Origin of the sequence: Rhodoferax ferrireducens, assembly GCF_049302455.1 — a bacterium.
In the GTDB taxonomy this organism is placed as follows: domain Bacteria; phylum Pseudomonadota; class Gammaproteobacteria; order Burkholderiales; family Burkholderiaceae_C; genus Rhodoferax; species Rhodoferax ferrireducens_B.
Genome location: NZ_JBAQMD010000026.1, coordinates 16,453 through 39,806 on the forward strand (window position 1 = coordinate 16,453; position 23,354 = coordinate 39,806).

Here is a 23,354-nt window from a genome sequence, read left to right on the forward strand (position 1 = left end):
CGCCATTTGACGGTGCCAACCATGCCTGGGGCAGCCAGCGGCGCGGCGTCACGGCCACATCGCCTCCGGTAGCCCGGCAGTCGCTTCAAGCGCCTTTGAGCGTTGGGTAATCGGTATAGCCCTTGGCGCCGCCGCCGTAGAAAGTGCTGCTATCCCATTTGTTGAACGGGCCGCCGCGGCGCAGACGCGCCACCAGGTCCGGGTTGGCAATGAAGAGCCGCCCAAAGGCCACCAGGTCAGCGCCGTCGGCAAGGGCGGCTTGCGCCAGCTCTTTGTCCAGGCCGTTGTTGACCATCCAGGCGCCTTTGCCGCCGGCGGCCCGGTACGCCCGGCGCAAACCGGTGTAGTCGAACGGGCGGTCAGGCAGTTCGCGGGCGCCTGCGGTGGCGCCTTCAATGATGTGCACATAAGCCAGTTTGAACGTGGCGAGTTCGCGCACCACGTAGTCAAACAGAGGTTGCGGATCGGGGTCAAAGGCATCGTTGGCCGGGGTCACGGGCGACAGGCGAATGCCGACGCGACCGGCGCCCACGGCGGTGGTCACTGCCTGCATCACTTCGAGCAGCAGGCGGGCGCGGTTTTCGATGCTGCCACCGTAGTCGTCACGGCGCAGGTTGGAGCCCGCTTTTAGAAACTGGTCCAGCAAATAGCCGTTGGCGGCGTGAATCTCGACCCCGTCAAAGCCGGCGGTCTGCACCGCGTTGCGGGCGGCCGCCTGGTAGGTGTGCACGATGTCAGGCAATTCATAGGCCTGCAGCGCACGCGGCTCCGACGTGTCCACAAAGACCGGCACGCCGTCTTTGAGCAACACGGTCCTGGTTTTGGCGGCGATGGCCGATGGCGCCACCGGCTGGCCGCCCTCGGGCTGCAGGCTGGTGTGCGAGACCCGGCCCACATGCCAGAGCTGCACCACGATCTTGCCGCCGGCGCCGTGCACGCCGTGGGTGACATGTTTCCAGCCCTCCAACTGCTCCGAGCCATACAGGCCGGGCACGTCGGCATAGCCCTGGCCCTGATGGCTGATGGCGGTGGCTTCAGAAATGATCAGGCCGGCGCTGGCGCGCTGGGTGTAGTACTGGGCCATCAGCGGTGTGGGAATGGCATCGGGCGCGCGGTTGCGCGTCAGCGGTGCCATCACGATGCGGTTGGCAAGCGTCAGGTCGCCGGCATGGACCGGGTCAAACAGGGTGGCAGTGCGGTGTGGCATATAGAGCAGTCATGGTTGGCAGGTTAGGTGAAATAGCTGGGGGCAAAGGCGCGAAATCAAAGGTGCCCAGAAGGACACCCTTATCTCGACAGCTTGTAGACCGAGGTTCCGGCCAGCAGATTGGGCAGTCGGCGCACGACTTTGGCGTTCTGAAGGCCAAAGCTGTCGAGCACGGTCAAGCCATTGCGCCCGGCCAGAATGCCCAGATCGGCATGGGTGCCGACGCGAATATTGGGCGTGTCAAACCACTGGTAAGGCAAGCGGCGTGTCACCGGCATACGACCGGTCAAAATGCTCAGGCGGTTCGGCCAGTGCGCAAAATTGGGGAAAGCCACAATGCCGACGCGCCCGACACGCACCGTCTCGCGCAACATCACCTCGGCATTGCGCAGGTGTTGCAAGGTGTCGATTTGCAGCACCACGTCAAACGACGCGTCTTCAAACATCGACAGGCCTTCATCCAGATTGAGCTGGATCACATTGACCCCGCGCTTGACGCAGGCCAGCACATTGGCATCGTTGATCTCGATGCCGTAGCCGCTGCAGCCGCGGGTCTGCTGCAAGTGCGCCAGCATGGCGCCGTCACCGCAACCCAGATCGAGCACGCGGGCGCCCTCCGGCACCAGCCGCGCCAGCGCATCCATGGTGTGGGGGTCGCTCATGCTTGCCCTCCAATGCTATCAAAATAAGAGCGCAAAACGCCCATATAACGGGGGTCATCGAGCAAAAAGGCATCATGACCATGCGGCGCGTCGATCTCGGCATAACTCACGTCGCGCCGGTTGTGCAGCAGCGCCTTGACGATCTCGCGGCTGCGCTTGGGCGCAAAGCGCCAGTCGGTGGAAAAGCTCACCAGCAGAAATTTACAGCTGGCGCGCGCCAGCGCATGGCTCAGGTCGCCGCCATAGGTGCGGGCCGGGTCAAAATAGTCCAGCGCACGGGTGATCAGCAGGTAGGTGTTGGCGTCGAAGTACTCGGCAAATTTGTCGCCCTGGTAACGCAGGTAGCTCTCGATCTGGAATTCTGCCTCCAGCGTGCTGAAAAGGTAATCGTCCTGCGCACCGCCTTTGCCCGCCGCAATCAATTGGCGGCCAAACTTCTCGTTCATCACGTCATCACTCAGGTAGGTGATGTGGCCAATCATGCGGGCAATGCGCAGACCGCGCTTGGGCACGGTGCCATGCGCGTAAAAATGCCCGCCATGAAAGTCGGGGTCGGTCACGATGGCCCGGCGCGCCACTTCGTTGAAGGCGATGTTCTCGGCCGTCAGGTTGGGCGCGCTGGCAATCACCACCGCGTGCCGAACGCGCTCGGGGTACTGCAGCGCCCAGCTCAGTGCCTGCATGCCGCCCAGGCTGCCACCCATCACGGCGGCGAGCGTCTGGATACCCAGGGCATCGAGCAAGCGGGCCTGCGCATTGACCCAGTCTTCGACCGTCACGACCGGAAAATCCGCGCCATAGACACGCCCGGTGTCGGGGTTGATGTGCATCGGGCCGGTGGAGCCGAAGCAGGAGCCCAGGTTGTTGACGCCGATGACAAAGAATTTGTCCGTGTCAAGCGGCTTGCCGGGGCCGATCATGTTGTCCCACCAGCCCTCGGATTTGTCCTGGCCCGCGTACACACCCGCCACATGATGCGAGGCGTTCAGGGCGTGGCAAATCAGCACGGCGTTGGACTTGTCGGCGTTGAGCTCGCCATAGGTTTCAAAACTCAGCGCGTAGTCGCGCAGAGATGCGCCACTTTGCAAGGGCAAGACAGTATCGAACTGCATGGACTGGGGGGTAGCGATCATTTTCATCAGTTGGGGGGAGGGCCAAGTACGCGTCGCATGACTTTAGGCCATGCCACATCTTAATCAGTTGGGGGCCGGCCTGGCTCGAAGTTCTCCAATTGCTGCGCCACCCATTGCCGCACCTCGGCATACGGGTGGTTTTCCAGCGCAGCGAAACCCGCCAGGCTACGCGCCTTGAGTTGGGTCAAGAGCGGCGCGGCCACGCCGCACAAGAAGCGCGTCAGACTGTCGGCGCTCATCGGGCTGGGGCCAAGTGCCCGGTGGCGAGCCATCAAGTCGCCACACAAGGCCCGAAAGTCCTGCCCGGCCAGCGCCGCCCGTGGCGCGGGTGCCGGCAAGTGCGCCACCTGGCCGTGGCAGACCGAGCAATGCCCGCATCGCAGCGGCGCTGCGCTGTCGCCAAAATAAGCGGCGAGATGCTGGCTCAGGCACTGCTCGCTGGCAAAAAAAGCCAGCATGGCGTGGATGCGTGCAATTTCGCTGCGCTCCTTGGCCTGAAAATAGGCCAGCAGTTCCAGGCTTAAGGTTCGCGCATCAAAGCCCGGCGCGAGCACCGCATAGACCTCGGTCATTTGTTTGGCCTCAAGCTCGATCCAGCCTTTTGTCGCCAGGTAGTCCAGCGCCGTGACCACCCGGCCGTGTTCGGCCTGGTAGGTCTGGTGCAGCGCCTCAAAGTCGAGCGTGCACCAGGTGCGGGCTTGTCTGGCGCAGCGCAGGATCGCCTGCACAAATTGCTGGCGTTCCCCATTGAAGTGCGCCAGCAGGGCCTCGGGCTCCATCAGGTATTTGAACCGGTACTCGGCAAAATAGGCGTAACGCGCGGCAATGATGCCGCGCAGCTCCAGTTGCACCAGCAGGGTTTTCAGTGGCAACAGGCGAATGTTGCTTTGCGCTGACAGGGCATTGAGGGTCAGCTCCCAGGGCTTGGTCGGCGCCACGGCCAGAATCTCATCGAGTACGCAGCGGATGCCCCCGGCTTCGGGCGTGTCGCCATAGACAAAGTTTTCCAGCACCTGCAGGCTGTCGCGATTGGCCAGCGCCAGGCAGTCGGAGGGCAGGCCATCGCGGCCCGCACGACCAATCTCCTGGCTGTAGCCCTCGATCGATTTGGGCAGGTCAAAATGCACCACGTTGCGGATGTCGCTTTTGTCAATGCCCATGCCAAAGGCGATGGTGGCGACGATGCAGTTGATGTGCCCGGCCATGAATTGTTTCTGGATCGACTCGCGCTGCTCGTGCGGCATGCCAGCGTGGTAGGCGTGGGCGCCCAGCCCGTGCTGGCTCAGATGCTGAGCTACCTGCTCGGCGGTTTTTTGCAGGGTCACATAGACAATGGCCGGCTGATTGGCGCGCACGCAGAGCCACTCAAGCAGCCGCTGCAGTTTGTCCCGGCCGCTGACGGGCTCTACCAGCAAATTGAGGTTGGAGCGGTAAAAGCCGGTGCAGACCACATCGGCGGCCGCAATATCAAACTTTGCTTGCATGTCAGCCACCACCGGCGGCGTGGCGGTCGCGGTCAGCAACAGGGTTTGGGGAACAGCGAACTGGCGCTCGTAGTGCGGCAGCTTGAGGTAGTCCGGGCGAAAGTTATGGCCCCACTCCGAGATGCAGTGCGCTTCATCGACCACCAGCAAGGAGATTGGCACTTGCGCGATGAAATTGCGAAAACGCTCGTTTTTGAGCCGCTCCACCGAGATCATCAAAATCTTGAGTTGGCCGGCGCGGGCTTGCGCCATCACACTTTGCGTCTGCTCGCGGCTTTGCGCCGAGTCGATGCTGGCGGCGGCGATGCCGTGGCGCGTCAGATAAGCCAACTGGTCTTGCATCAGCGCCAGCAAGGGCGAGACCACCAGCGTCAGGTGCGGCAGCAGCAGCGCGGGTAACTGGTAACACAGCGATTTGCCCGAGCCAGTGGGGAAAATCGCCGCCGCGGATCGGCCCGCCAGTACCGCGCTGATCACCGCCTCCTGGCCGGGGCGCAGCTGCGGATAACCAAAAACGCTCTCTAAGGTTTGCTGTATGGCAGGATTCAACGGTCGCATGGGTCAATTCAGGTGTTCAGGGGCTGTGCGCGCATCTGTGAACCATAGCATTCATCGGTGCCGCAAACCGCCTGGCCTGCGGGGCGCACATCAACGGCGTCGCAGAAATGGTTGTCAACTGAAATAGGTGGTGCCGGAGCGCGCTCGCTTGAGTCTTGTCAAACAAATATTCTTCATGGCGCGTAGTCTGAGCCGCATGGACATTACGGCAAACGGAGGAACATGATGAAACATAAAGTACCAGTCACGGGTGCTGCCAGCGAACCGGCATCGGCGCAAGAAGGGCCGGACGCAAGCCGTGAGGATGAGCGGATCATGGCGCGACCGGACGGGTATTACTGGCTGGCCCTGGATGGCAAACAGGAGTTTGGGCCGTTCGAGACCATGGAACTCGCCCAGGCCGACAGGGACGCTTCCGAGGGGCAAGATTCGGGGCCGGGCGAAACGCTGCAGGAGGCCGAGGAAGAGATTGGAATCTCCACCTGGATCGACCCTGAAACGGGAGAACCTGCCGAGGGGCAGTCGCCGCCACGATTGGAAGAAGAGTGACGCTGCCCACGCAATAAGCTATTGATATAGTAGCTGTTTACCTAGTGTGGACAGGGGCTATGGCCCTATTTTTGTACCCGCTTTGATGCGTCCATCCGCGCCTTTGCGGAACTCGTCCTGCTGCGTGCCGGGTCGCTCGGGCGGCTGCTGGCGCAGGTGCTTCAGCAGGGTGCGCATGGTGGATGTCGCGTGGGCGCTATGGCTTGTCGGTATTTCACTATATTAGTTAAAGCCGTCAGCCCAATAATCAGGCTCACTCATACAAGAAACAAGGAAGCCCATGGACACGCGCAAAGCGCTAGACGGACAAGCCATCGCCTTGATGCTGGTGCTCTGCATGGTGTGGGGCCTGCAGCAGGTCGTGCTCAAGGCGACGGCGGCCGACATTGCGCCCATTTTTCAGATCGCCCTGCGCTCCGGTGCGGCCGCTGTGCTGGTGGGACTGCTGATGGCCGCGCGGGGCGAGCGCATGGCACTGGCCGACGGCATCTGGCGTCCCGGCGTGGTGGTGGGGCTGCTGTTTGGGCTGGAGTTCTTGTTGCTGGGCGAGGGCCTGCGCCACACCAGCGCCTCGCACATGGTGGTGTTTTTGTACACCGCGCCCATTTTTGCGGCGCTGGGCTTGCACTGGAAGCTGCCCGCCGAGCGTCTGGGTGCCCTGCAGTGGCTGGGCATTGCGCTGGCCTTTGCGGGCATTGTGCTGGCTTTCCTTGGCCGCAGCCGGGGCGCAGTGGCACAGCCCGCCCAGATGCTGTGGGGCGACTTTCTGGGGCTGTTGGCCGGTATGGCCTGGGGTGCGACCACGGTCGTGGTGCGCTGCTCCAGCCTGGCCAAAGCGCCTGCCACGCAAACCTTGCTGTACCAGTTGCTGGGGGCCTTTGTGCTGCTGATGGCTGCGGCGTATGCCACCGGCCAGGCCCATTTCAAACCCACGCCTCAAGTCTGGGCCAGCCTGGTGTTCCACTCGCTGGTGGTGTCCTTCGCCAGCTTTCTGGCGTGGTTCTGGTTGCTGCGCAAGTACCTGGCGTCGCGCCTGGGTGTGTTCTCGTTCATGACGCCCTTGTTTGGCATCGCCTTCGGTGCGTGGCTGTTGCATGAGCCGATCGAGCCGGGCTTTTTGCTGGGGGCTGTGCCCGTGTTGGTGGGAATCGTGTTGGTGAGTGGGGGTGGCTGGGTGCTGCAAGTGCTGGTTGGTTTGGGACTGCGGCGCAAGAATGTCTGAGCACCGGTCAACGCCATCAATTGCATCTGCCAATCCGTACCAACCCTTGCAGGACAAGGCGGCCGAGAGGTCGTGCCCACCGTTGTCACAGCGGGCGCGCGCAAAGCCGGGAGCAAAGAGGCCACACGCCAGAGACTGGCGAGAACGCAATTTGCTCCTGAATTTATAGCGTATGGGGCTTATTCTGCGGGGGCCAGAGCCCTATTTGGCATAAGGTATTTGGTCAAGAGCCCGATGCGACCAGGCTATTCCATCCCGCGCTTCAAGCGCCACTGCTTGACCAGGGCGTAAATGGCCGGAATCACCGCCAGGGTCAGCACCGTGCTGGAGATCATGCCGCCGACCATGGGCGCTGCGATGCGGCTCATCACTTCGGAGCCGGTGCCGGTTCCCCACATGATGGGCAGCAGGCCGGCCATGATGGCCACCACGGTCATCATCTTGGGCCGCACGCGCTCGACGGCGCCTTCCATCACGGCGCCGTACAGATCCGTCACCGTCGGCGCGCGGTTGAGCTGTCGGCACTGATCCTTCACGTCTTCCCAAGCGTGGTCCAGGTAAATCAGCATGATGACGCCGGTCTCGGCCGCCACGCCCGCCAGCGCAATAAAGCCGACCGCCACCGCCACCGACAGGTTGTAGCCCAGTGCCCACATCAGCCAGATGCCGCCGACCAGGGCAAAGGGCACTGAGAGCATCACGATCAGCGTTTCGGTGATGCGCCTGAAGTTGAGGTACAGCAGCAGGAAGATCGACAGCAGCGTGACCGGGATGACGACCTTCATTTTTTCGATGGCGCGCTCCATGTACTCGAACTGGCCGCTCCAGGTGACGTAATAGCCGGGCGGGAACGTGATCTGCTGTGCGACGGCCTTCTTCGCGTCACTCACATAGCTGCCAATGTCGCGGTCGCGGATGTCGATATAGATGTAGGCCGACAGCAACGCGTTTTCGGTGCGGATGCCGGGCGCGCCCTTGGCAACGATCACCTTGGCCACCTGGCCCAGCGGGATCATGGCGCCATCCATGGTGGGCACCAGCACTTGTGTGGCAATCTGTTGCGGGTCAGAGCGCAACTCGCGCGGATAGCGCACTGTCACGCCATAGCGCTCGCGTCCCTCCACCGTGGTGGTGACCATTTCGCCTCCGAGAGCCGTGCCGACCACATCAAGTAAATCGCCGACGCTCAGGCCATAACGCGCCAGTTGCTCACGATCGGGCTCAATATTGAGGTAGAAGCCCCCGGTGATGCGTTCGGCAAACGCGCTGGTGGTGCCGGGAACGGCTTTCACCACGGTCTCGATCTGCCTGGCCAGTTTTTCCATCTCGTTGAGGTCCTTGCCAAAGACCTTGATGCCAATCGGCGTGCGGATACCGGTGGACAGCATGTCAATGCGGGCCTTGATCGGCATGGTCCAAGAGTTGGCCACACCGGGGAACTGCAAGGCTTTGTCCATTTCGGCAATCAGCTTGTCAATCGTTAAGCCCGCACGCCACTCGGATTCGGGCTTGAGGTTGATCACGGTCTCGAACATCTCGGTCGGGGCCGGGTCGGTCGCGGTGTTGGCGCGTCCGGCCTTGCCGAAAACCGAGGTCACTTCGGGGAAGCTCTTGATGATCTTGTCTTGTGTTTGCAGCAGCTCGGCGGCCTTGGTGATCGACATGCCCGGTAGCGAGGCGGGCATGTAGAGCAAGCTGCCTTCATTGAGTGTGGGCATGAACTCGGAGCCCAATTTGGAGGCCGGGTAGTAGGAGACGGCCAGGGCCACCAACGCCAGAAATATCGTCAATTTCTTCCAGCGCATCACGCCCGCGATGATGGGGCGGTAGGCCCAAATCAATGCGCGGTTGACCGGGTTCTTGGCCTCCGGCATGACCTTGCCACGAATGAACAGCAGCATCAGCACCGGCACCAGGGTGATGGACAGCAGAGCGGCGCTGGCCATGGAGAAGGTCTTGGTGTAGGCCAGGGGTGAGAACAGGCGCCCTTCTTGCCCTTCCAGCGCAAACACGGGCAAAAACGACACCGTGATGATCAGCAGCGAGAAAAACAGCGCCGGGCCCACCTCTTTGCACGCTTCCAGCATGGCTTCAAAGCGCTGCAGCTTGGTGTGGTCCTCGGGCAGGCGCTCCAGGTGCTTGTGGGCGTTTTCGATCATCACGATGGCCGCGTCGATCATGGCGCCGATGGCAATCGCAATGCCGCCCAGGCTCATCAGGTTGGAACTCATGCCCAGCAGCCGCATGGCGATGAAGGCCATCAAGATGCCCACTGGCAACATCAAAATGGCAACCAGGGCGCTGCGCACATGCATCAAAAAGACGACGCAAACCAGCGCCACAATCAGCGACTCTTCAATCAGCGTGCGTTTCAGGGTGTCAATGGCACGGTTGATCAGCTCGGAGCGGTCATAGACGGTTTGCACCGTCACGCCCTCGGGCAAGCCAGGGCCAATCTCGGCGATCTTGGCCTTCAGGTTGGAGATCACCTCCAGCGCGTTCTGCCCGTAGCGGGACATGGCGATACCCGAGACCACCTCGCCTTCGCCGTTGAGCTCCGTCAAGCCGCGCCGCTCGTCCGGTGTCAGCTCGACCCGTGCGATGTCGCGGATCAGCACCGGCGTGCCTTTGTCGCTTTTGACGACCAGCATCTCGATGTCGCCCTTGCCCCGCAGGTAGCCTTTGCCGCGCACCATGTACTCGGTCTCGGCCATCTCGACGGCGCGCCCACCCACGTCGCGGTTCGAGTCGCGAATGACCTGCGCCACTTTCATCAGCGGGATGCCGTAGGCACGCAGCTTCACGGGGTCCACCGTCACCTGGTAGGTTTGCACAAAGCCACCGACCGAGGCCACTTCCGCCACGCCGTGCGCCTTGGTCAACTGGTAGCGCACATACCAGTCCTGAATGCTGCGCAACTCGGCCAATGTCTTGTCCTTGGCCAGCAGGGCGTACTGGTAGACCCAACCCACGCCAGTAGCGTCCGGTCCGATCTGCGGTGTGACACCCTTGGGCATGCGCCCGGAGGCAAAGTTGAGGTACTCCAGCACCCGCGAACGGGCCCAGTAGATGTCGGTTCCATCTTCAAAAATGATGTAGACGAAGGAGGCGCCGAAGAACGAAAAACCGCGGACCACCTTGGATTTGGGTACCGACAACATCGACGTGGTGAGCGGGTAGGTGACCTGGTCTTCCACTACCTGCGGCGCCTGGCCGGGGTACTCGGTGTAGACGATGACCTGCACGTCCGACAAGTCCGGTAGCGCATCGATGGGCGTGCGCAGCACGGCAAAGACGCCGCCAACGACGATGAACAGCGTGGCCAGCAGCACCAGAAAGCGGTTGCGGCCTGACCAGTCAATAATTTTGGCAAGCATGGTGGGGCCCTGTCACTGGCCGGCGTGAGGGTCAGCCGGCTTGACGCTGGTGATGACCCATTCGCCGGGTTGACGCTCAATAAACTCGACCGTGACTTTGGCGCCGGGTTTGAGCGCTTGCAGCAGCGCGGCATTGGCGGTCTTGAACTCCATCGTCATGGCGGGCCATTTGAGGCTGGCGATGGGGCCGTGGCTCAAGGAGACCGTGCCCGCCTTCAAATCAACGCCGTCCACCGTGCCTGTTGCCTGGTGGCCCACGGCCTTGGCGGGCGCTGCCGCCTGCGCGGCCGGCGCAGCCACTGCTGCGGCGCTGGCTGTTGTAGCCGGTGCCGGCGCAGCGCTGCCAAGGCCGCCTAGCGCGGCCTTGAGGTTGCTCTCGGCATCAATCAAGAAGTTGGCGGCCACCACCACTTGCTCGCCTTCTTTGACGCCGTCACGCACTTCCACACGGGTGTCGCTGCGCGCACCCAGCTTGACTTCACGCGGCTCAAAACGGCCGGGCGCTTGCTGGATCAAGACAATCTGGCGGGTGCCGCTGTCAATCACAGCCGACACCGGCACCGTGACGACCTGGCCTTTGGCCGTTACCGGCAATTCAACCTGGGCAAACATGCCGGGTTTGAGCAACAGACCGGGGTTGGCGAGTTCCACACGCACGGCCACCGTTCGCGTCTCAGCCTTGAGGGTGGGATAAACATAAGTGACCCGGCCCGCAAACGCCTTGTCCGGGTAGGCGTTGATGCTCACCGTGGCCTTGGCGCCGTTTTTGACCAGACCAATGTCCTGCTCAAACACGTCGGCAATGACCCACACCGTCGACAAATCCGCGATCTGATAGAGCGCCTCGCCGGGCATGAAACGCATGCCTTGCACGGCCTTCTTTTCCATCACGATACCGCTGACGGGCGAGCGAAAGGTGAGCGTGCGGGTAGTCGCACCGGACTGCGTCAGCGCCTTGATCTGCGACTCTGAAATATCCCAGTTGCGCAGCCGCTGCAAGCTGGCACCGGCCAGCTGCTGCATGCCCGACTGCGCCTGACCACCCGCATCCTTGAGCGTGGCCACGCCCTGCGCCGCAATCGCATACTCGCGCTGGGCCGAGACCAGCTCCGGGCTGTAGACCTCAAACAGCGGCTGGCCCTTGCCAACGGCCTGGCCTGTGACGTTGACATGCAAGCGCTCCACATAGCCCTCAAACTTGGGTGAGATGGCGTACACACGCCGCTCGTCGGGCTCAATGCGGCCCGACGCTCGCACTGATTTGTCGAGCGCACGCAGTTGCGCGGCTTCCACGCGAACCCCGAGCTTTTGCACTTTCTCGGTGCTGATCCTGACCTGATTGGCCGCGGCTGGTTCTTCGTCCGCCCCGCCGGCATAGACGGCGATGTAGTCCATGCCCATCGGGTCTTTTTTCGGCGTGGGAGAGGTATCGGGCAAGCCCATGGGGTTGCGGTAGTACAGCAGTTTTCTCGAAGTGCTGCCAGCGCCCGTGTCAACGGCCGCGGCCGTTGCTGATACGGTTCCCTGAGCTTGGGACGCCGGGCCTTTGTGGCCCAGCCAGTAGCCAGCGCCCGCGGCAATCACCGCGGCGATGACGGCAACCGTGATCCCCGTACTTTGTTTCATAAATCTTCTCCCAATAGTTTTTCGATTTCGGCCAAGCGCATTTGCCCTTCAAACTGGGCTTTGATCCGGCTTTGTTTGGCCTGGCGGATTTGGCGCTGGGCGTCGAGCAGGGTGGCAAAGTCAAGTTTGCCGTTCTCGTAGCTGGCCATCGCGGAACTGAACGTCAGATCCGCCAGCGGCAGCAAGCTGCTGCTGGCCTGCAGCTCCGTGCGGCGTGCCGCTTCGATAGCGGCCAGGTTCTGCGCCAGTTCAGCCAGCACCTGGTTGGCGGCGGCTTCCTTGCGCGCGCGCGCGGCCGAGAGCATGGCTTCCGCCTCACGCTCCATGGCGCGCCGGGAGGACTGCTGCAGCGGAATGTTGACCTCCAGCATCAAGCCCCATTCCTTGACGTTCGTTTGAGTCTGGGTTGGTGAAACACTGAGCGTGAAATCGGGATAGCGGTTCTTGTAGGTCAACTCCCGGCTCTTCTGGGCCGCCTGGATGCGGGCTTCCTCAACGAACAATTGCGGGTTGCGGTTGCGCACACGTTCTTCGAGCTTTGCCGCGTCCAGCAGTGCCGGTGCGGGCAGGGGGCGCAGGCTCTCGGGTGCGGCCAGCGCTGCCATCGCAGGGCGCGCCAACAAGGCATTCAAGCGCGCATCAATCTGCAGGCTTTCGCTCTCGATCATCACCAACTCATTCCTCATGTTGGTTTGCTCCACCTGGGCCCGGATGACATCTTGTTGTGCAGCCAGACCACCGGCATAACGGCTTTGGGCGACCTGCTCCAGGCGCGCCATCAGGTCAAGAATTTCTTGCGTCAACTCCCTATTGCCGCGCAGGTAGTAACGCTGCGCCTGCAAGGTCTTGACCCTGGCCGCCAGCTCAAGCCAGGTGCCCAGCGCCTTGCCCTGGCTGCCTTCAGCGTCAAAGTGAGCAATGTCCCGTTTCAGGTCACGTTTGCCAAACCACGGAATATCCTGCATCAGTGTGTATTTGGTGCTGCCGACATCACTGGGCCACAGCGTTGGGTTCTGCTCACCCATTTTGGTGACGTCCATCCACTCGATGCGAAATTTCGGGTCCATCAAAGCGCCCGCAGGCTTGACGCGTTCAGCCGCGGCCTGCGCCTCGAAACGCATGCTGGTGTACTCCGGGTTGCTCGCTTGGGCCAGTTCAAGCAGGGTTTGCAGACTGGCGCCGGGCAGCGCTTCGCCGGCGAGCACGCCAGCAGGCACAGCCATGACCAGCACCGCAGCGATAGCGCCGGCGCGTAATACGTGTTGCATAGGTTTACTTTGTGTTGGTATTGACCAGCGCCTCGTCAACGAGTCTCTGCAACTGCTCAAAGCCAAAGGTGGGCAGCGGCTTGCCGTTGACAAAGTATTCGGGCGTCATGGTGACGTTCATGGTCTTCGCGTCGGCCAGGTCTTGCGCAATCGTGCGGGCAATTTCCGGTGAATTCATGTCGCTTTTGATCCGCTCCATGTCCAGGCCCAGGCCACCCAGCGGCGACCAGATCAAATCTGCCTGCGCCGTATGGTTTTGCACCCACACCGTCTGGGACGAAAACAGCGCCTCCAGCGTTTGCTGGAACTGACCTTGCTTGCGCGCTGCCTCCATCACTTTCACCACCTGATCCGAGCCGGGATGAAAGGGCGCATAGCGCATGGTGAGCCGGATCTTGCCGGGATGGGCCGCCATCAGATTTTTCACCAGCGGGTAGAACTCGCGGCAGGTGCCGCAAGCGGGGTCGAAAAACTCGACGATGTGCACGGGCGCGTCGGCGTTGCCAAAACTTGGCGCATCGGCACGCACCAGGGATATCTGGTTTTTCGCCGCCAGTTGCGCCGCCTGTTCGGTCTTCTGGTTCTTGTAAAAGAATGCGCCAACGATGAACGCGGCAATGAGCAGCACCGCGGCCAGGGTGAAAATACTTTTCTGTTTCATTTGGGTGTTTTCAGGTAAGTGGTGATCAGCAACGCGTTAAGCACCAGAAATGCGAAAAAAGAAAGCAACGGGATGGTGATAAACCCCAGCCATTGCACCTGCACGGTCGAACAGGGAATGCCTTGCCGGCAAGGGGCCAAGCTTTCCGGGATGTAGCCTGCGACCAGCAGCAGGTGGACGCCCGCCACCAACAAGCCGACGGCGGCCAATGGCAAGGCGTAACGCAGCACTTTCGGGTCGAACGGAAAGAGCCCTGCCGCGAGAATGAAAACCAGCGGGAACATGAAGATGCGCTGATACCAGCACAGCACGCAAGGCGCAAAGCCCATGATTTCGCTCATGAACAAGGCGCCCAGTGTCGCCATGGCGGCGATCAGCCAGGCGCCAAAAACAAGCGTCCAGGGGGAGGTTTTCATACTGAAGGGTCAGCGCTGACGCAAGGTCTTACTTGGCCGGCTCAAAGCGCGACACGGTCATGCCGTCGGCCGGGTCGGTGGCAAAGCGAATCTTCTGCCCGACCGTCATTTTGTCGAGCCAGGCCGCGTCTTTGACCTTGTAGGCCATGGTCATGGGCGGCATGCCGTTGGGCAGCGCACCATGCGCCAAGGTGACGGTTCCTTTGGTCTTGTCGATTTTCTTCACGAGGCCTTCACCCAGGGCGGCCCCAGCGGTCTTTGCGGCGGGCATCGCCACTGTCATGCCAGGCATGTTGTGGTCTGTTTGGGCGACGGCGGGCAGGGCGAAACCTGTGGTGGCAAGCGCCAGGAGCAAGACGGAATGAAATCGGGTTGTCATAAAGAGATCCTTGGGTGAATGGAATGAGCGCATTGTCGTCAACTGGCGCCGACAGCAAGCTGTCATCAACATTACATTTTTGTTATTTTCGATTTCCCCGCCGTGGGGTCAGTGATCAAGCGGGTGCCGCGCAGGCGCAGCGCATTGCCGATCACCGACACCGAGCTGAAGCTCATGGCCAGGGCCGCGATCATCGGCGACAGCAGCCAGCCGGTCAGCGGGTACAGCACACCGGCAGCAATTGGAATACCCAACGCGTTATAGAGGAGGGCGAACAACAGGTTCTGTTTCATGTTGGCCACCGTCGCATTGGACAGCGCCCTTGCCATCGCGATGCCGCGCAAATCACCCTTGACCAGCGTGACCTGCGCGCTGTTCATCGCCACATCGGTGCCGGTGCCCATGGCGATGCCGACATCGGCCTGGGCCAGCGCGGGTGCATCGTTGATGCCGTCACCGGCCATCGCCACCACACGTCCTTCCTTTTGCAGGCGCTCGACCAGAATCAGCTTGTCCGCCGGTTTGACCTCGCCATGCACCTCGTCAAGGCCCAGGCGTGCCGCCACGGCCTTGGCCGTGGTCAGCCCGTCGCCGGTGGCCATCACAATGCGCAAGCCGGCGGCCTTGAGCGTCGCCAAGGCCTCGGGCGTGCTGGACTTGATCGGATCGGACACCGCCAGCAGGCCGGCCAGTCGACCATCGACCGCCAGATGCATCACGCTGGCGCCCTCGGCGCGCAAGGCCTCGGCCTGTGGCACCAAGGGCGCGAGCGGGACGCCTGTTTGTTCCATCAGCGTGCTGTTACCCAGCGCCAATTGATGGCCTGCGACCTGTCCGCGCACGCCGATGCCGGAAACGGAATCAAAGTTCTCCGGCTTGTCCAGCGTCATGCCGCGCTCGCGGGCGGCGCGCACGATTGTTTCGGCCAGTGGATGCTCACTGCCCTGGTCCAGGCTGGCAGCCAGGCGCAACACTTCGTCGGCCTCAAAGCCCGGCGCCGGTACCGCACGGTCAAAGGCCGGGTGGCCTTCCGTCAGGGTACCGGTCTTGTCGATGATGAGCGTGTCGATCTTGCGCAGGTTCTCGATCGCTGCGGCATCGCGAAATAACACGCCCTGTGTCGCGCCGCGACCGGTTGCCACCATGATGGACATCGGCGTGGCCAGGCCCAGGGCGCAGGGGCAGGCGATGATGAGCACCGCCACCGCGTTGATCAGGCCGAAAACCCAACTGGGCTCGGGGCCAAAAAATCCCCAGGCAAAGAAAGTCAGCGCGGCAATGGCCACGACAGTCATGACAAAGTAGCCCGCTACCAGGTCGGCCATGCGCTGCATCGGCGCTTTGGAGCGCTGGGCTTGCGCGACCATCTGCACGATCTGCGCGAGTACCGTGCTGGAGCCAACCCGCTCTGATCGCATCACCAGCGCGCCACTGGTGTTGAGTGTCGCGCCTATCACTTTGTCCCCGACGCGCTTGGTTACCGGAAGGGGTTCACCGGTCAGCATGGATTCATCAACGGAACTGCTACCTTCGGTAACCGTACCGTCCACCGGCACTTTTTCCCCAGGACGGATGCGCAACACGTCGCCCACATGCACGTGGCTTAAGGGTACGTCTTCTTCGCTGCCATCCTCCCGGATGCGCCTTGCTGTCTTGGGTGCCAGGCCGAGCAGGGATCTGATCGCCGCCGACGTTTGGGAACGGGCTTTGAGCTCCAGCACCTGACCCAGCAAGGTGAGCGAGATAATCACGGCCGCCGCTTCAAAATAGACGGCGACGCGTCCCATCGAGATGAATGAGGTCGGAAACACTTGTGGCGCCACCGTCGCCACCACGCTGTAGACAAAAGCGGCGCCGGTGCCCAATCCGATCAAGGTCCACATGTTCGGGCTGCGCTTCACCACCGACTGCCAGCCGCGAACGAAGAAGGGCCAACCGGCCCACAGGACGATGGGTGTGGCGATAAGCAGTTCAACCCAGCTCTGCACGGCCATGTCCATCCACTGCAGGCGGTGGCCCAACATGGCGAGCACAAGGGCGATGGCCGTCAGCGGCAAGGTCCACCAGAAGCGGCGCTGAAAGTCGCGCAACTCAGGGTTCTCGTCATTCTCAAGACTGGGCAGCTCCGGCTCCAGTGTCATGCCGCACTTGGGGCAGTTGCCAGGGTGGTCCTGGCGCACCTCCGGGTGCATCGGGCAGGTGTAAATCGTGGCGTCGGACGGTGAAGGTGACTTCGACGCCAACGACTCCGCCGATGGCGATGCGGCCACGGGGGGAGCGGGTGACAGGTAGCCCAGCGGATCAGCAGCGAACTTGCCCTGGCACTTTGCGCTGCAGAAATAGAACGTGCGCCCATCGTGCACCAACTGGTGTGGTGACTGCGCGGTCACCGTCATGCCACAGACCGGGTCTTTCAGTGGCGGCGCAACACCCGCGCCTGATCCCGCTTCTGCAAGCCGATGTTCGGGCGAAGCGGCAGGGTGCACGGGATGGTTCATGTTGCGCCTCGAATGCTGGATAAGGACTCCGGGCCACGGTTGTCAGGCAGACCGTCTGCGCCATGATGGCAGAAAGCGCGGCGTGTGCGCCGCGTAAGTTTCGAATTCCGCACCGAACTGCTTGCGCATCCCGGCCTCTTCGGTGATGGCCAGCCGCGCATACATGAGCAGCAGAATGGGAAACATGGCCAAAGTGAGCAGCGTTGGCCATTGCAGCAGGAAGCCCAGCATGATGAGCACAAAGGCGACATATTGAGGGTGGCGAATCCGCGCATAGGGGCCGGTCACGGCCAGGACGTTTTGACGCTGCGCCTCGTAAAGAACCTTCCATGCGCTGGACAGCAGATAAAAACCGAAGCCAAGAAAGACATAACTGGCGATGTGCAGAGGGCCAAAGTGCGGATCACCTTTTTCACCCAGCAGCGTTGACCACAGGTGACCCGTGTCGTGGGAAAGCAGGTCCAAACCCGGATACCGGGTTTGCAGCCATCCCGAGAACAGATAGATGGTCAACGGAAAACCGTACATCTCGACAAACAGCGCCACGATAAAGGCAGAAAATGCGCTGAAAGTTCGCCAGTCTCGTGCCGTTGCCGGCTTGAAAAAGCTGTAGGCAAACATGACGAAGATCGCCGAGTTAAAAACCACCAGCGACCATAGCCCGTAGGCTGCTGGGTCTTGGTTCATGATGGCTCTCCCGGCTTGGGCTGGACTGGCCCAGCTTCAGCGCTGTTGTCACCAGGGCGAGAATCATGACCACCGTGATTGCCATGACCATGATGCATGAAGATATGCATCAACGGGCAGGCCAGTAGCAGCAGGTATGGCAAGGCGCCAACGGTGTGCGCCAAGTGCTCTGTCAGCAGAAAGTAGCCCGCAACGGCTCCGAAGACGATCAATCCGATGGCGTAGCGGGACGTCCAAAAACTGGACGGGGCTTCATGTTCTTCGGGGTCGTGATTCATGGCGAGTGTCTTGCGTGATTGATGGGCAGTTACACCACTTGGAGCTGCCCCATCATGCCGGCACCTTCATGCTCAAGGATGTGGCAATGGAACATGCGAATGCCCTTGAAATGCTGGACCATTTTGAGCCGTACCGTTTCGCCCGACTTCAGGTTGACGGTGTCGTGCCAGGCGCGGTAAGACGCTGGCGCGACCTTGCCATCGACTTCCCGCTCAATCACCTGGAACTGCGTGCCGTGGATGTGGAAAGGGTGGTCCATATCCGACTCATTGACAATCTCCCACAACTCCACCTGGTTGATTTTGCTCACCAGATCGATGCGTTTCATGTCGAACGATTGGCCGTTGACGAGGAACTGCATGCTGTGTTTGCCACCGGTCATGGACATATTCTCCGAAAAGACAACGCGCTTCTTTGACATGGGGCGACCCAGGTCGTCAATGCCTCGCAGCATGGCCGGCAGTGGCTTTAATGAAGCACCTGCCACCTTGCCGAAATCGACGCTCAGCAGACTGAGGGCTTGTTCGGCGGGCACCATGCCCATCTTGCCGCGGTTGTACGGGGTGGCAACCAGTTCGCCACGTCCCTTGTTGCCGCTGGCATCGACAATGACCTCCGCCCGTTCGGCGGGTGCCAGCAGCACTTCGGTGAGACCGGCGACGGGGCGCTCCAGCAGACCGCCATCGGTGCCGACCAGCGTCAAGGCGGCGCCGGGCAAGGTCAGGCGCAGGTAGCGCGCGCTGCTGGCATTCCAGATACGCCAGCGTTCGCGCCCGCCGCGGTCGAACTGGAGCAGTGGCTGGCGCTGTGCATTGACCAGTGCGAATTGTCCTTCGCGGCCATTCATCTCGTCGTTGGCATCGTTGGGGGCAATGCGGCCATCTTGCCCGAGCTTGAGGTCGGAGATCACCAGCAGGCGCTCCGGAATGTCCTGGAGCGGGTCGGCCTTGGCGCGCACGACAAAGGCACCGGCCAGACCGCGATACACCTGCTCCGGCGTCGTGAGGTGCGGATGCGGGTGGTACCAGTAGGTGCCCGCGCTGCCTGGCGGCAAGGAAAAGCGGTACAAGCGCTTGCCACCGGGCGCCACTGCATCGTGGGGGTTGCCATCCTGATCCGGTGGTACCGGCAGGCCGTGCCAGTGCACCGTGGTGGCTTGCGGCAGGCGGTTCTCGAAGAGGATTTCAACCGTGTCACCCTCCATCACTTCGATCAGCGGGCCTGGCAGGCTGCCGTTGTAGGCCCAGAATTGGGTCGGCGCTCCCGCCAGCAAGGGCACGTTCACTGGTGCCGCGGTCAGCGTCGCGCGGAACAGTCCGGGTTGGCTACTGGTGTTGGCCAATTTGACCAGGTCGCTTAGTGCCGCGCCCGCGGCCAATGCATCCACAGCAGCAAGTTTGACTGAGGCGGCTACGCCCATGTTCATCATGCCCATCATGGGGGGCGTGCCACTGGTGGCCGCTTGCGCCCAGCCGATATCGAGGCCAAGAATGGGCAAGCTGCCAAGAGCCGCGAGAAAGCCGCGTCGTTGTGTCATTGGGGATCCTGTTTGAGTTGTGGCAGACGGCTGCTGCCCGGTCAAGCTACTTGGTCATTGGCATGTCAGCAGACTCCCGATCCATCATCATTTGCATCATCATCTGCATCATCTCCATGCGCTTGGCCATCATCATGTTGTTCGCACCCATGTCGCCAGTCATGCCCGGCATGCCTTTCATGTCGCCCATCATTGCCATGCCGTCCTGCATGGCTTTCATGTGCTCGGCCATCAGCTTGCTGCGCTCTTGCGGCGTCTTGGCGTTGATCATTTTGTCGTGCATGGCCTGCATGGTCTTCATCTGCGCGTCCATCCTGGCCATCTGGTCGGGGGTCGCCATGCTGTTGGCAGATGCGGTGCCCATGGGCGTCGTCGGCGCTGTGTTGCAGGCCGCCAGCAAGGTGGCGCTGGTGAGGACAAGGGCCAGTGGAATAAATCGAAAATAGGTCATGACAGACTCCTGGTTAGGTTGATTAACACCGCGAACGGCGAGGGAGATTCGATACATAGGCAGTTCTGCAGTGGCGTCACTTGCCGCCCCGCTTGACGACCCATACCACGAGCGCGACAACAACGACAAGCAGCAGGATTGGCATTCCTATGCCACCGTAGCCACCCATCCACCCGGTGCCCCACGTGCCACCATTCATCATGTTGCCGTTCTGCGCCAACGTGACACCGGTGGTGAACAGGGCCAGTGCACCAACTGCCAAAGCAAGCAAGGTCTTCATCAATCTTCTCCTGTAAAACATGGAGCGTTCAATCTAAGTTGGCATCCCGCAGATGTCTGTTCGGCAGCACACGTAACATGGCGTCAACAGAGATAAGGGGGTCTTCTCCAGCGTGTCTCCCTTATGGCAGTGTGCAAATCTGTTCCCATCAGCGAGCTGACGGCCAGATTACATTCCTGTTATCTGGCGCGTGCTGACGCGCAGGCAGCGCAAAATGGCGACATGAAAATTCTCATCGTCGAAGACGAACCAAAAACGGGCGACTACCTCAAACAAGGTTTGGGCGAGGCTGGCTTTGTCGTGGATTTGCTGCGGGACGGCACCGACGGGCTGCATCACGCGCTCACGGAAGACTACGACCTGGCGATTCTCGATGTGATGCTGCCTGGCATGGACGGCTGGGCGGTTCTGGCCGGCATCCGCAAAGCGGGCAAGGACATGCCGGTGCTGTTTCTGAGCGCGCGCGACCATGTTGATGACCGCGTCAAGGGCCTGGAACTGGGCGCGGACGACTACCTGGTCAAGCCCTTTGCTTTTTCTGAATTACTGGCCCGCGTGCGCACACTCTTGCGCCGGGGCGGCAAAGGCTCGTCCACGGAGTTTTTGCGCGCTGCCGACCTGGAGCTTGACTTGCTGCGCCGCCGGGTCACCCGCGCCGGCAAACGCATCGATCTGACATCGAAAGAATTTGCCCTGCTGGAGTTGCTGCTGCGCCGCCAGGATGAAGTGCTGCCACGCTCACTGATCGCGTCCCAGGTGTGGGACATGAATTTCGATTCCGACACCAATGTGATCGAGGTTGCCATGCGACGCCTGCGCGCCAAGGTGGACGACAATTTTGAACCCAAACTGATTCGTACCGTGCGCGGCATGGGCTACGTGCTGGAGAGTCCCGCTTGCGCTTGATTGGCAGAACATCCATCACCCGACGTCTGGCACTGCTGTTCGTGACCGCTTCGTCGGCGGTCTTGCTGGCGCTGGGCTTTGTCATCGCCACCTCGGTAGAGAAACACTTTGAGCAACAGGACATGGAAGTTCTGAGCGGAAAGATGGAGCTGGCCCGCCATGCACTCAAGACATTCAAGTCGCAGGACGACCTGGATCGCATTTCGCAATTGCTGGACAACTCACTGGTGGGACACCATGGGCTTGAACTCATCATCTTCGGCCCCAATCACGCGCTGCTCTTTACCACGCCCAATGCCAACTTCCCGTTCGACATGATGGCGGCCCGCGCGGTCCAGAGTCCGCATCGCCCAATGACCTGGCTACTGGGCGATCAAACCTATCGCGGTATCGCTGCTGAATTGCCAACCGGCATCAGCGAGCGCTCGCGGGTCGTCGTGGCGGTCGCCCTCAACATCGCCCATCATCAGGCGTTCATGCGCTCTTTCCAGCAGACACTATGGATCTTTGTCGCTGGCGCTGCGCTGCTGACGGGCTTGCTGGGCTGGCTAATCGCCCGGCGCGGCCTGGCGCCACTGCGCGCCATGCGCGAACAGGCACAAGTGGTCACAGCCCAACAACTCAGTCATCGATTGCAGGTGGAGACCGTGCCGATTGAGCTGGCCGAACTGGCACAGTCCTTGAACGATATGCTGGCGCGACTGGAGGATGCCTTCCATCGGCTTTCCGATTTTTCTTCGGACATTGCGCACGAGTTGCGCACCCCGGTCAGCAACCTGATGACGCAAACCCAGGTTGTCCTGTCACGGGCACGCGACGCAGACGAGTACCGCAGCATTCTTGAATCCAACGCCGAGGAGTTTGAACGCATGGCCCGCATGATCTCGGACATGCTGCTGCTGGCCAAGGCCGACAACGGTCTGGTGGTGCCAAGCCGGGAAACACTCAACGTGGCCGCAGAGGTCTTGGCATTGTTTGACTACTACGATGCGGTTGCCGAAGAAAAAGGACTGCAGCTCTCGGTCGAAGGCGATGGTGAGGTGAGTGCAGACCGGCTGATGTTGCGCCGCGCACTGGGCAACCTGCTGTCCAACGCGGTGCGGCATTCGACCGCCCACACCACGGTGCGCGTTCGTGTTCATACCGATCAGGACGCGGTTTCGATTGGCATGGAAAACACGGGCGACGGCATTGCGCAAGAGCATCTGGAGCGTGTTTTTGACCGCTTCTTCCGGGTCGATCCCTCGCGACAACGTAGCACTGAAGGCACCGGCCTGGGCCTGGCCATCACCAAGTCAATCGTCGTCGCCCATGGAGGCACGATCACTGTCGCCTCCATCGGCAAAGTAACCACGTTCACGATCAGACTGCCGCGCGTCCCCTGAGACGAATTGCTGACCACTTTGTAATTCGCCGGTCATGTCCCTGTCGGGGTCCACTTTCTATAGTTCACTCATATCGCGATGTGGCGATAGAAGCTGGACAAGACGGTACACGATGACGACCGACCTGCCCGGAGATGTTTAACAAGCTTTGAAAGGAATCATCATGAAAACCAAATTTGCAGCCATCACCCTGGTCCTCGCCTCCGGCCTGATCGCCGGCACCCCGGCCCTCGCCGATGTCACCCGCGAACAAGTGAAAGCCGAGTTGGCCGAAGCCATTCGCACCGGGGACATGCTGGCCCCCGGCAATCGTGGCTTGAGGCTTAATGAGCTGTACCCGAGTCGTTATCCAGCCAAACAGGTGCAGGCGAGCCTCACGCGCGAACAGGTGAAAGCCGAGTTGGCCCAAGCCATTCGCACCGGGGATATGCTGGCTAATGGAGAGCAAAGCCGCAAGCTTAATGAGCTGTACCCGAATCGTTATCCAGCCAAACAGGTACAGGCGAGTCTCACGCGCGAACAGGTGAAAGCCGAGCTGGCTGAAGCCATTCGCAGCGGCGATTACATGATTTCGGACAGTGGCCAAAAATGCAACGAGGCACACCCCAGCATGCATCCCGTCGTGTGAGTTTTGATCGGGCGTCACCCCGCGCTTGCGGGAAGACGCCCGGCAAGGCAGGCAGCAAGCCGGGATGGCTTGTTGTCACTATCCTGAAATCCCGCCCTGGTGGCGGGATTTTTCACTTTAACGAGCGATTACCAAATATCGTCGATTGCCCAACAGGCAAT

The 23,354-nt window shown here is 61.3% G+C and carries 21 protein-coding genes; 5 read left to right on the forward strand and 16 right to left on the reverse strand.

All coding sequences use genetic code 11. From position 1 onward, the window contains the following. Positions 1 to 85: 85 nt before the first annotated feature. The 4 genes from WA157_RS04265 to WA157_RS04280 all read right to left on the reverse strand — a co-directional run bounded on the left by WA157_RS04265 (position 86) and on the right by WA157_RS04280 (position 5,044). Entirely contained in the window at positions 86 to 1,207 is a 1,122-nt protein-coding gene (locus WA157_RS04265; RefSeq protein ID WP_422619779.1) for an alkene reductase, read from the reverse strand. Between the two features lie 80 nt (positions 1,208 to 1,287). After that, positions 1,288 to 1,869 carry a methionine biosynthesis protein MetW gene (gene metW, locus WA157_RS04270; RefSeq protein ID WP_422619780.1) on the reverse strand — a complete coding sequence of 194 codons (582 nt, stop codon included), beginning with the start codon at positions 1,867 to 1,869 and terminating at the stop codon, positions 1,288 to 1,290. Then, positions 1,866 to 3,008: a homoserine O-succinyltransferase MetX gene (gene metX / locus WA157_RS04275; RefSeq protein ID WP_422619781.1), complete on the reverse strand. Its 1,143-nt coding sequence runs from the start codon at positions 3,006 to 3,008 to the stop codon at positions 1,866 to 1,868. Before metX ends, metW begins: the two co-directional genes overlap by 4 nt. A gap of 53 nt (positions 3,009 to 3,061) precedes the next feature. Further along, entirely contained in the window at positions 3,062 to 5,044 is a 1,983-nt protein-coding gene (locus WA157_RS04280; RefSeq protein ID WP_422619782.1) for a RecQ family ATP-dependent DNA helicase, read from the reverse strand. Positions 5,045 to 5,269: 225 nt separating this feature from the next. Here WA157_RS04280 and WA157_RS04285 point away from each other — a divergent pair, with 225 nt between their 5' ends. Together WA157_RS04285 and WA157_RS04290 are read left to right on the forward strand one after the other, a co-directional pair. Then, complete coding sequence (locus WA157_RS04285) at positions 5,270 to 5,593, forward strand: hypothetical protein (RefSeq protein WP_422619783.1); 324 nt, start codon at positions 5,270 to 5,272, stop codon at positions 5,591 to 5,593. A gap of 280 nt (positions 5,594 to 5,873) precedes the next feature. Then, positions 5,874 to 6,815 carry a DMT family transporter gene (locus WA157_RS04290; RefSeq protein WP_422619784.1) on the forward strand — a complete coding sequence of 314 codons (942 nt, stop codon included), beginning with the start codon at positions 5,874 to 5,876 and terminating at the stop codon, positions 6,813 to 6,815. A 245-nt stretch (positions 6,816 to 7,060) separates the two neighbouring features. Here the strand turns inward: WA157_RS04290 and WA157_RS04295 are convergent, their stop codons facing one another. The 12 genes from WA157_RS04295 to WA157_RS04350 all read right to left on the reverse strand — a co-directional run bounded on the left by WA157_RS04295 (position 7,061) and on the right by WA157_RS04350 (position 20,274). Next, a complete protein-coding gene (locus WA157_RS04295; RefSeq protein WP_422619785.1) occupies positions 7,061 to 10,192 on the reverse strand; it encodes an efflux RND transporter permease subunit in 3,132 nt (1,043 codons plus the stop codon). A 12-nt stretch (positions 10,193 to 10,204) separates the two neighbouring features. Further along, positions 10,205 to 11,818: an efflux RND transporter periplasmic adaptor subunit gene (locus WA157_RS04300; RefSeq protein WP_422619786.1), complete on the reverse strand. Its 1,614-nt coding sequence runs from the start codon at positions 11,816 to 11,818 to the stop codon at positions 10,205 to 10,207. Then, positions 11,815 to 13,086: a TolC family protein gene (locus WA157_RS04305; RefSeq protein ID WP_422619787.1), complete on the reverse strand. Its 1,272-nt coding sequence runs from the start codon at positions 13,084 to 13,086 to the stop codon at positions 11,815 to 11,817. The genes WA157_RS04300 and WA157_RS04305 overlap by 4 nt, the downstream gene beginning before the upstream one ends. Before the next feature lie 4 nt (positions 13,087 to 13,090). Further along, positions 13,091 to 13,747, reverse strand: a complete 657-nt coding sequence (locus WA157_RS04310; protein WP_422619788.1) for a DsbA family protein — start codon at positions 13,745 to 13,747, stop codon at positions 13,091 to 13,093. Then, positions 13,744 to 14,163, reverse strand: coding sequence for a disulfide bond formation protein B (locus tag WA157_RS04315; protein ID WP_422619789.1), 420 nt, complete (start codon positions 14,161 to 14,163; stop codon positions 13,744 to 13,746). Before WA157_RS04315 ends, WA157_RS04310 begins: the two co-directional genes overlap by 4 nt. Before the next feature lie 28 nt (positions 14,164 to 14,191). After that, entirely contained in the window at positions 14,192 to 14,542 is a 351-nt protein-coding gene (locus WA157_RS04320) for a copper-binding protein (protein ID WP_422619790.1), read from the reverse strand. A 71-nt stretch (positions 14,543 to 14,613) separates the two neighbouring features. Continuing rightward, positions 14,614 to 17,040, reverse strand: coding sequence for a heavy metal translocating P-type ATPase (locus WA157_RS04325; RefSeq protein ID WP_422619791.1), 2,427 nt, complete (start codon positions 17,038 to 17,040; stop codon positions 14,614 to 14,616). A gap of 42 nt (positions 17,041 to 17,082) precedes the next feature. After that, complete coding sequence (locus tag WA157_RS04330) at positions 17,083 to 17,727, reverse strand: methyltransferase family protein (RefSeq protein WP_422619792.1); 645 nt, start codon at positions 17,725 to 17,727, stop codon at positions 17,083 to 17,085. Next, complete coding sequence (locus tag WA157_RS04335) at positions 17,724 to 18,005, reverse strand: DUF2933 domain-containing protein (protein WP_422619793.1); 282 nt, start codon at positions 18,003 to 18,005, stop codon at positions 17,724 to 17,726. Before WA157_RS04335 ends, WA157_RS04330 begins: the two co-directional genes overlap by 4 nt. A gap of 29 nt (positions 18,006 to 18,034) precedes the next feature. Further along, complete coding sequence (locus WA157_RS04340; protein WP_422619794.1) at positions 18,035 to 19,543, reverse strand: multicopper oxidase family protein; 1,509 nt, start codon at positions 19,541 to 19,543, stop codon at positions 18,035 to 18,037. Positions 19,544 to 19,589: 46 nt separating this feature from the next. Then, positions 19,590 to 19,994 carry a hypothetical protein gene (locus WA157_RS04345; RefSeq protein WP_422619795.1) on the reverse strand — a complete coding sequence of 135 codons (405 nt, stop codon included), beginning with the start codon at positions 19,992 to 19,994 and terminating at the stop codon, positions 19,590 to 19,592. A gap of 76 nt (positions 19,995 to 20,070) precedes the next feature. Next, complete coding sequence (locus WA157_RS04350; RefSeq protein WP_422619796.1) at positions 20,071 to 20,274, reverse strand: hypothetical protein; 204 nt, start codon at positions 20,272 to 20,274, stop codon at positions 20,071 to 20,073. 222 nt (positions 20,275 to 20,496) lie between these two features. On the opposite strand from WA157_RS04350, the gene WA157_RS04355 reads away from it, so the two are divergent. The 3 genes from WA157_RS04355 to WA157_RS04365 all read left to right on the forward strand — a co-directional run bounded on the left by WA157_RS04355 (position 20,497) and on the right by WA157_RS04365 (position 23,193). Continuing rightward, positions 20,497 to 21,180, forward strand: a complete 684-nt coding sequence (locus WA157_RS04355; RefSeq protein WP_011462749.1) for a heavy metal response regulator transcription factor — start codon at positions 20,497 to 20,499, stop codon at positions 21,178 to 21,180. Then, a complete protein-coding gene (locus WA157_RS04360) occupies positions 21,171 to 22,565 on the forward strand; it encodes a heavy metal sensor histidine kinase (protein WP_422619797.1) in 1,395 nt (464 codons plus the stop codon). The genes WA157_RS04355 and WA157_RS04360 overlap by 10 nt, the downstream gene beginning before the upstream one ends. 163 nt (positions 22,566 to 22,728) lie before the next feature. Continuing rightward, positions 22,729 to 23,193, forward strand: coding sequence for a DUF4148 domain-containing protein (locus WA157_RS04365; protein WP_422619798.1), 465 nt, complete (start codon positions 22,729 to 22,731; stop codon positions 23,191 to 23,193). The last annotated feature ends 161 nt before the right edge of the window (positions 23,194 to 23,354 follow it).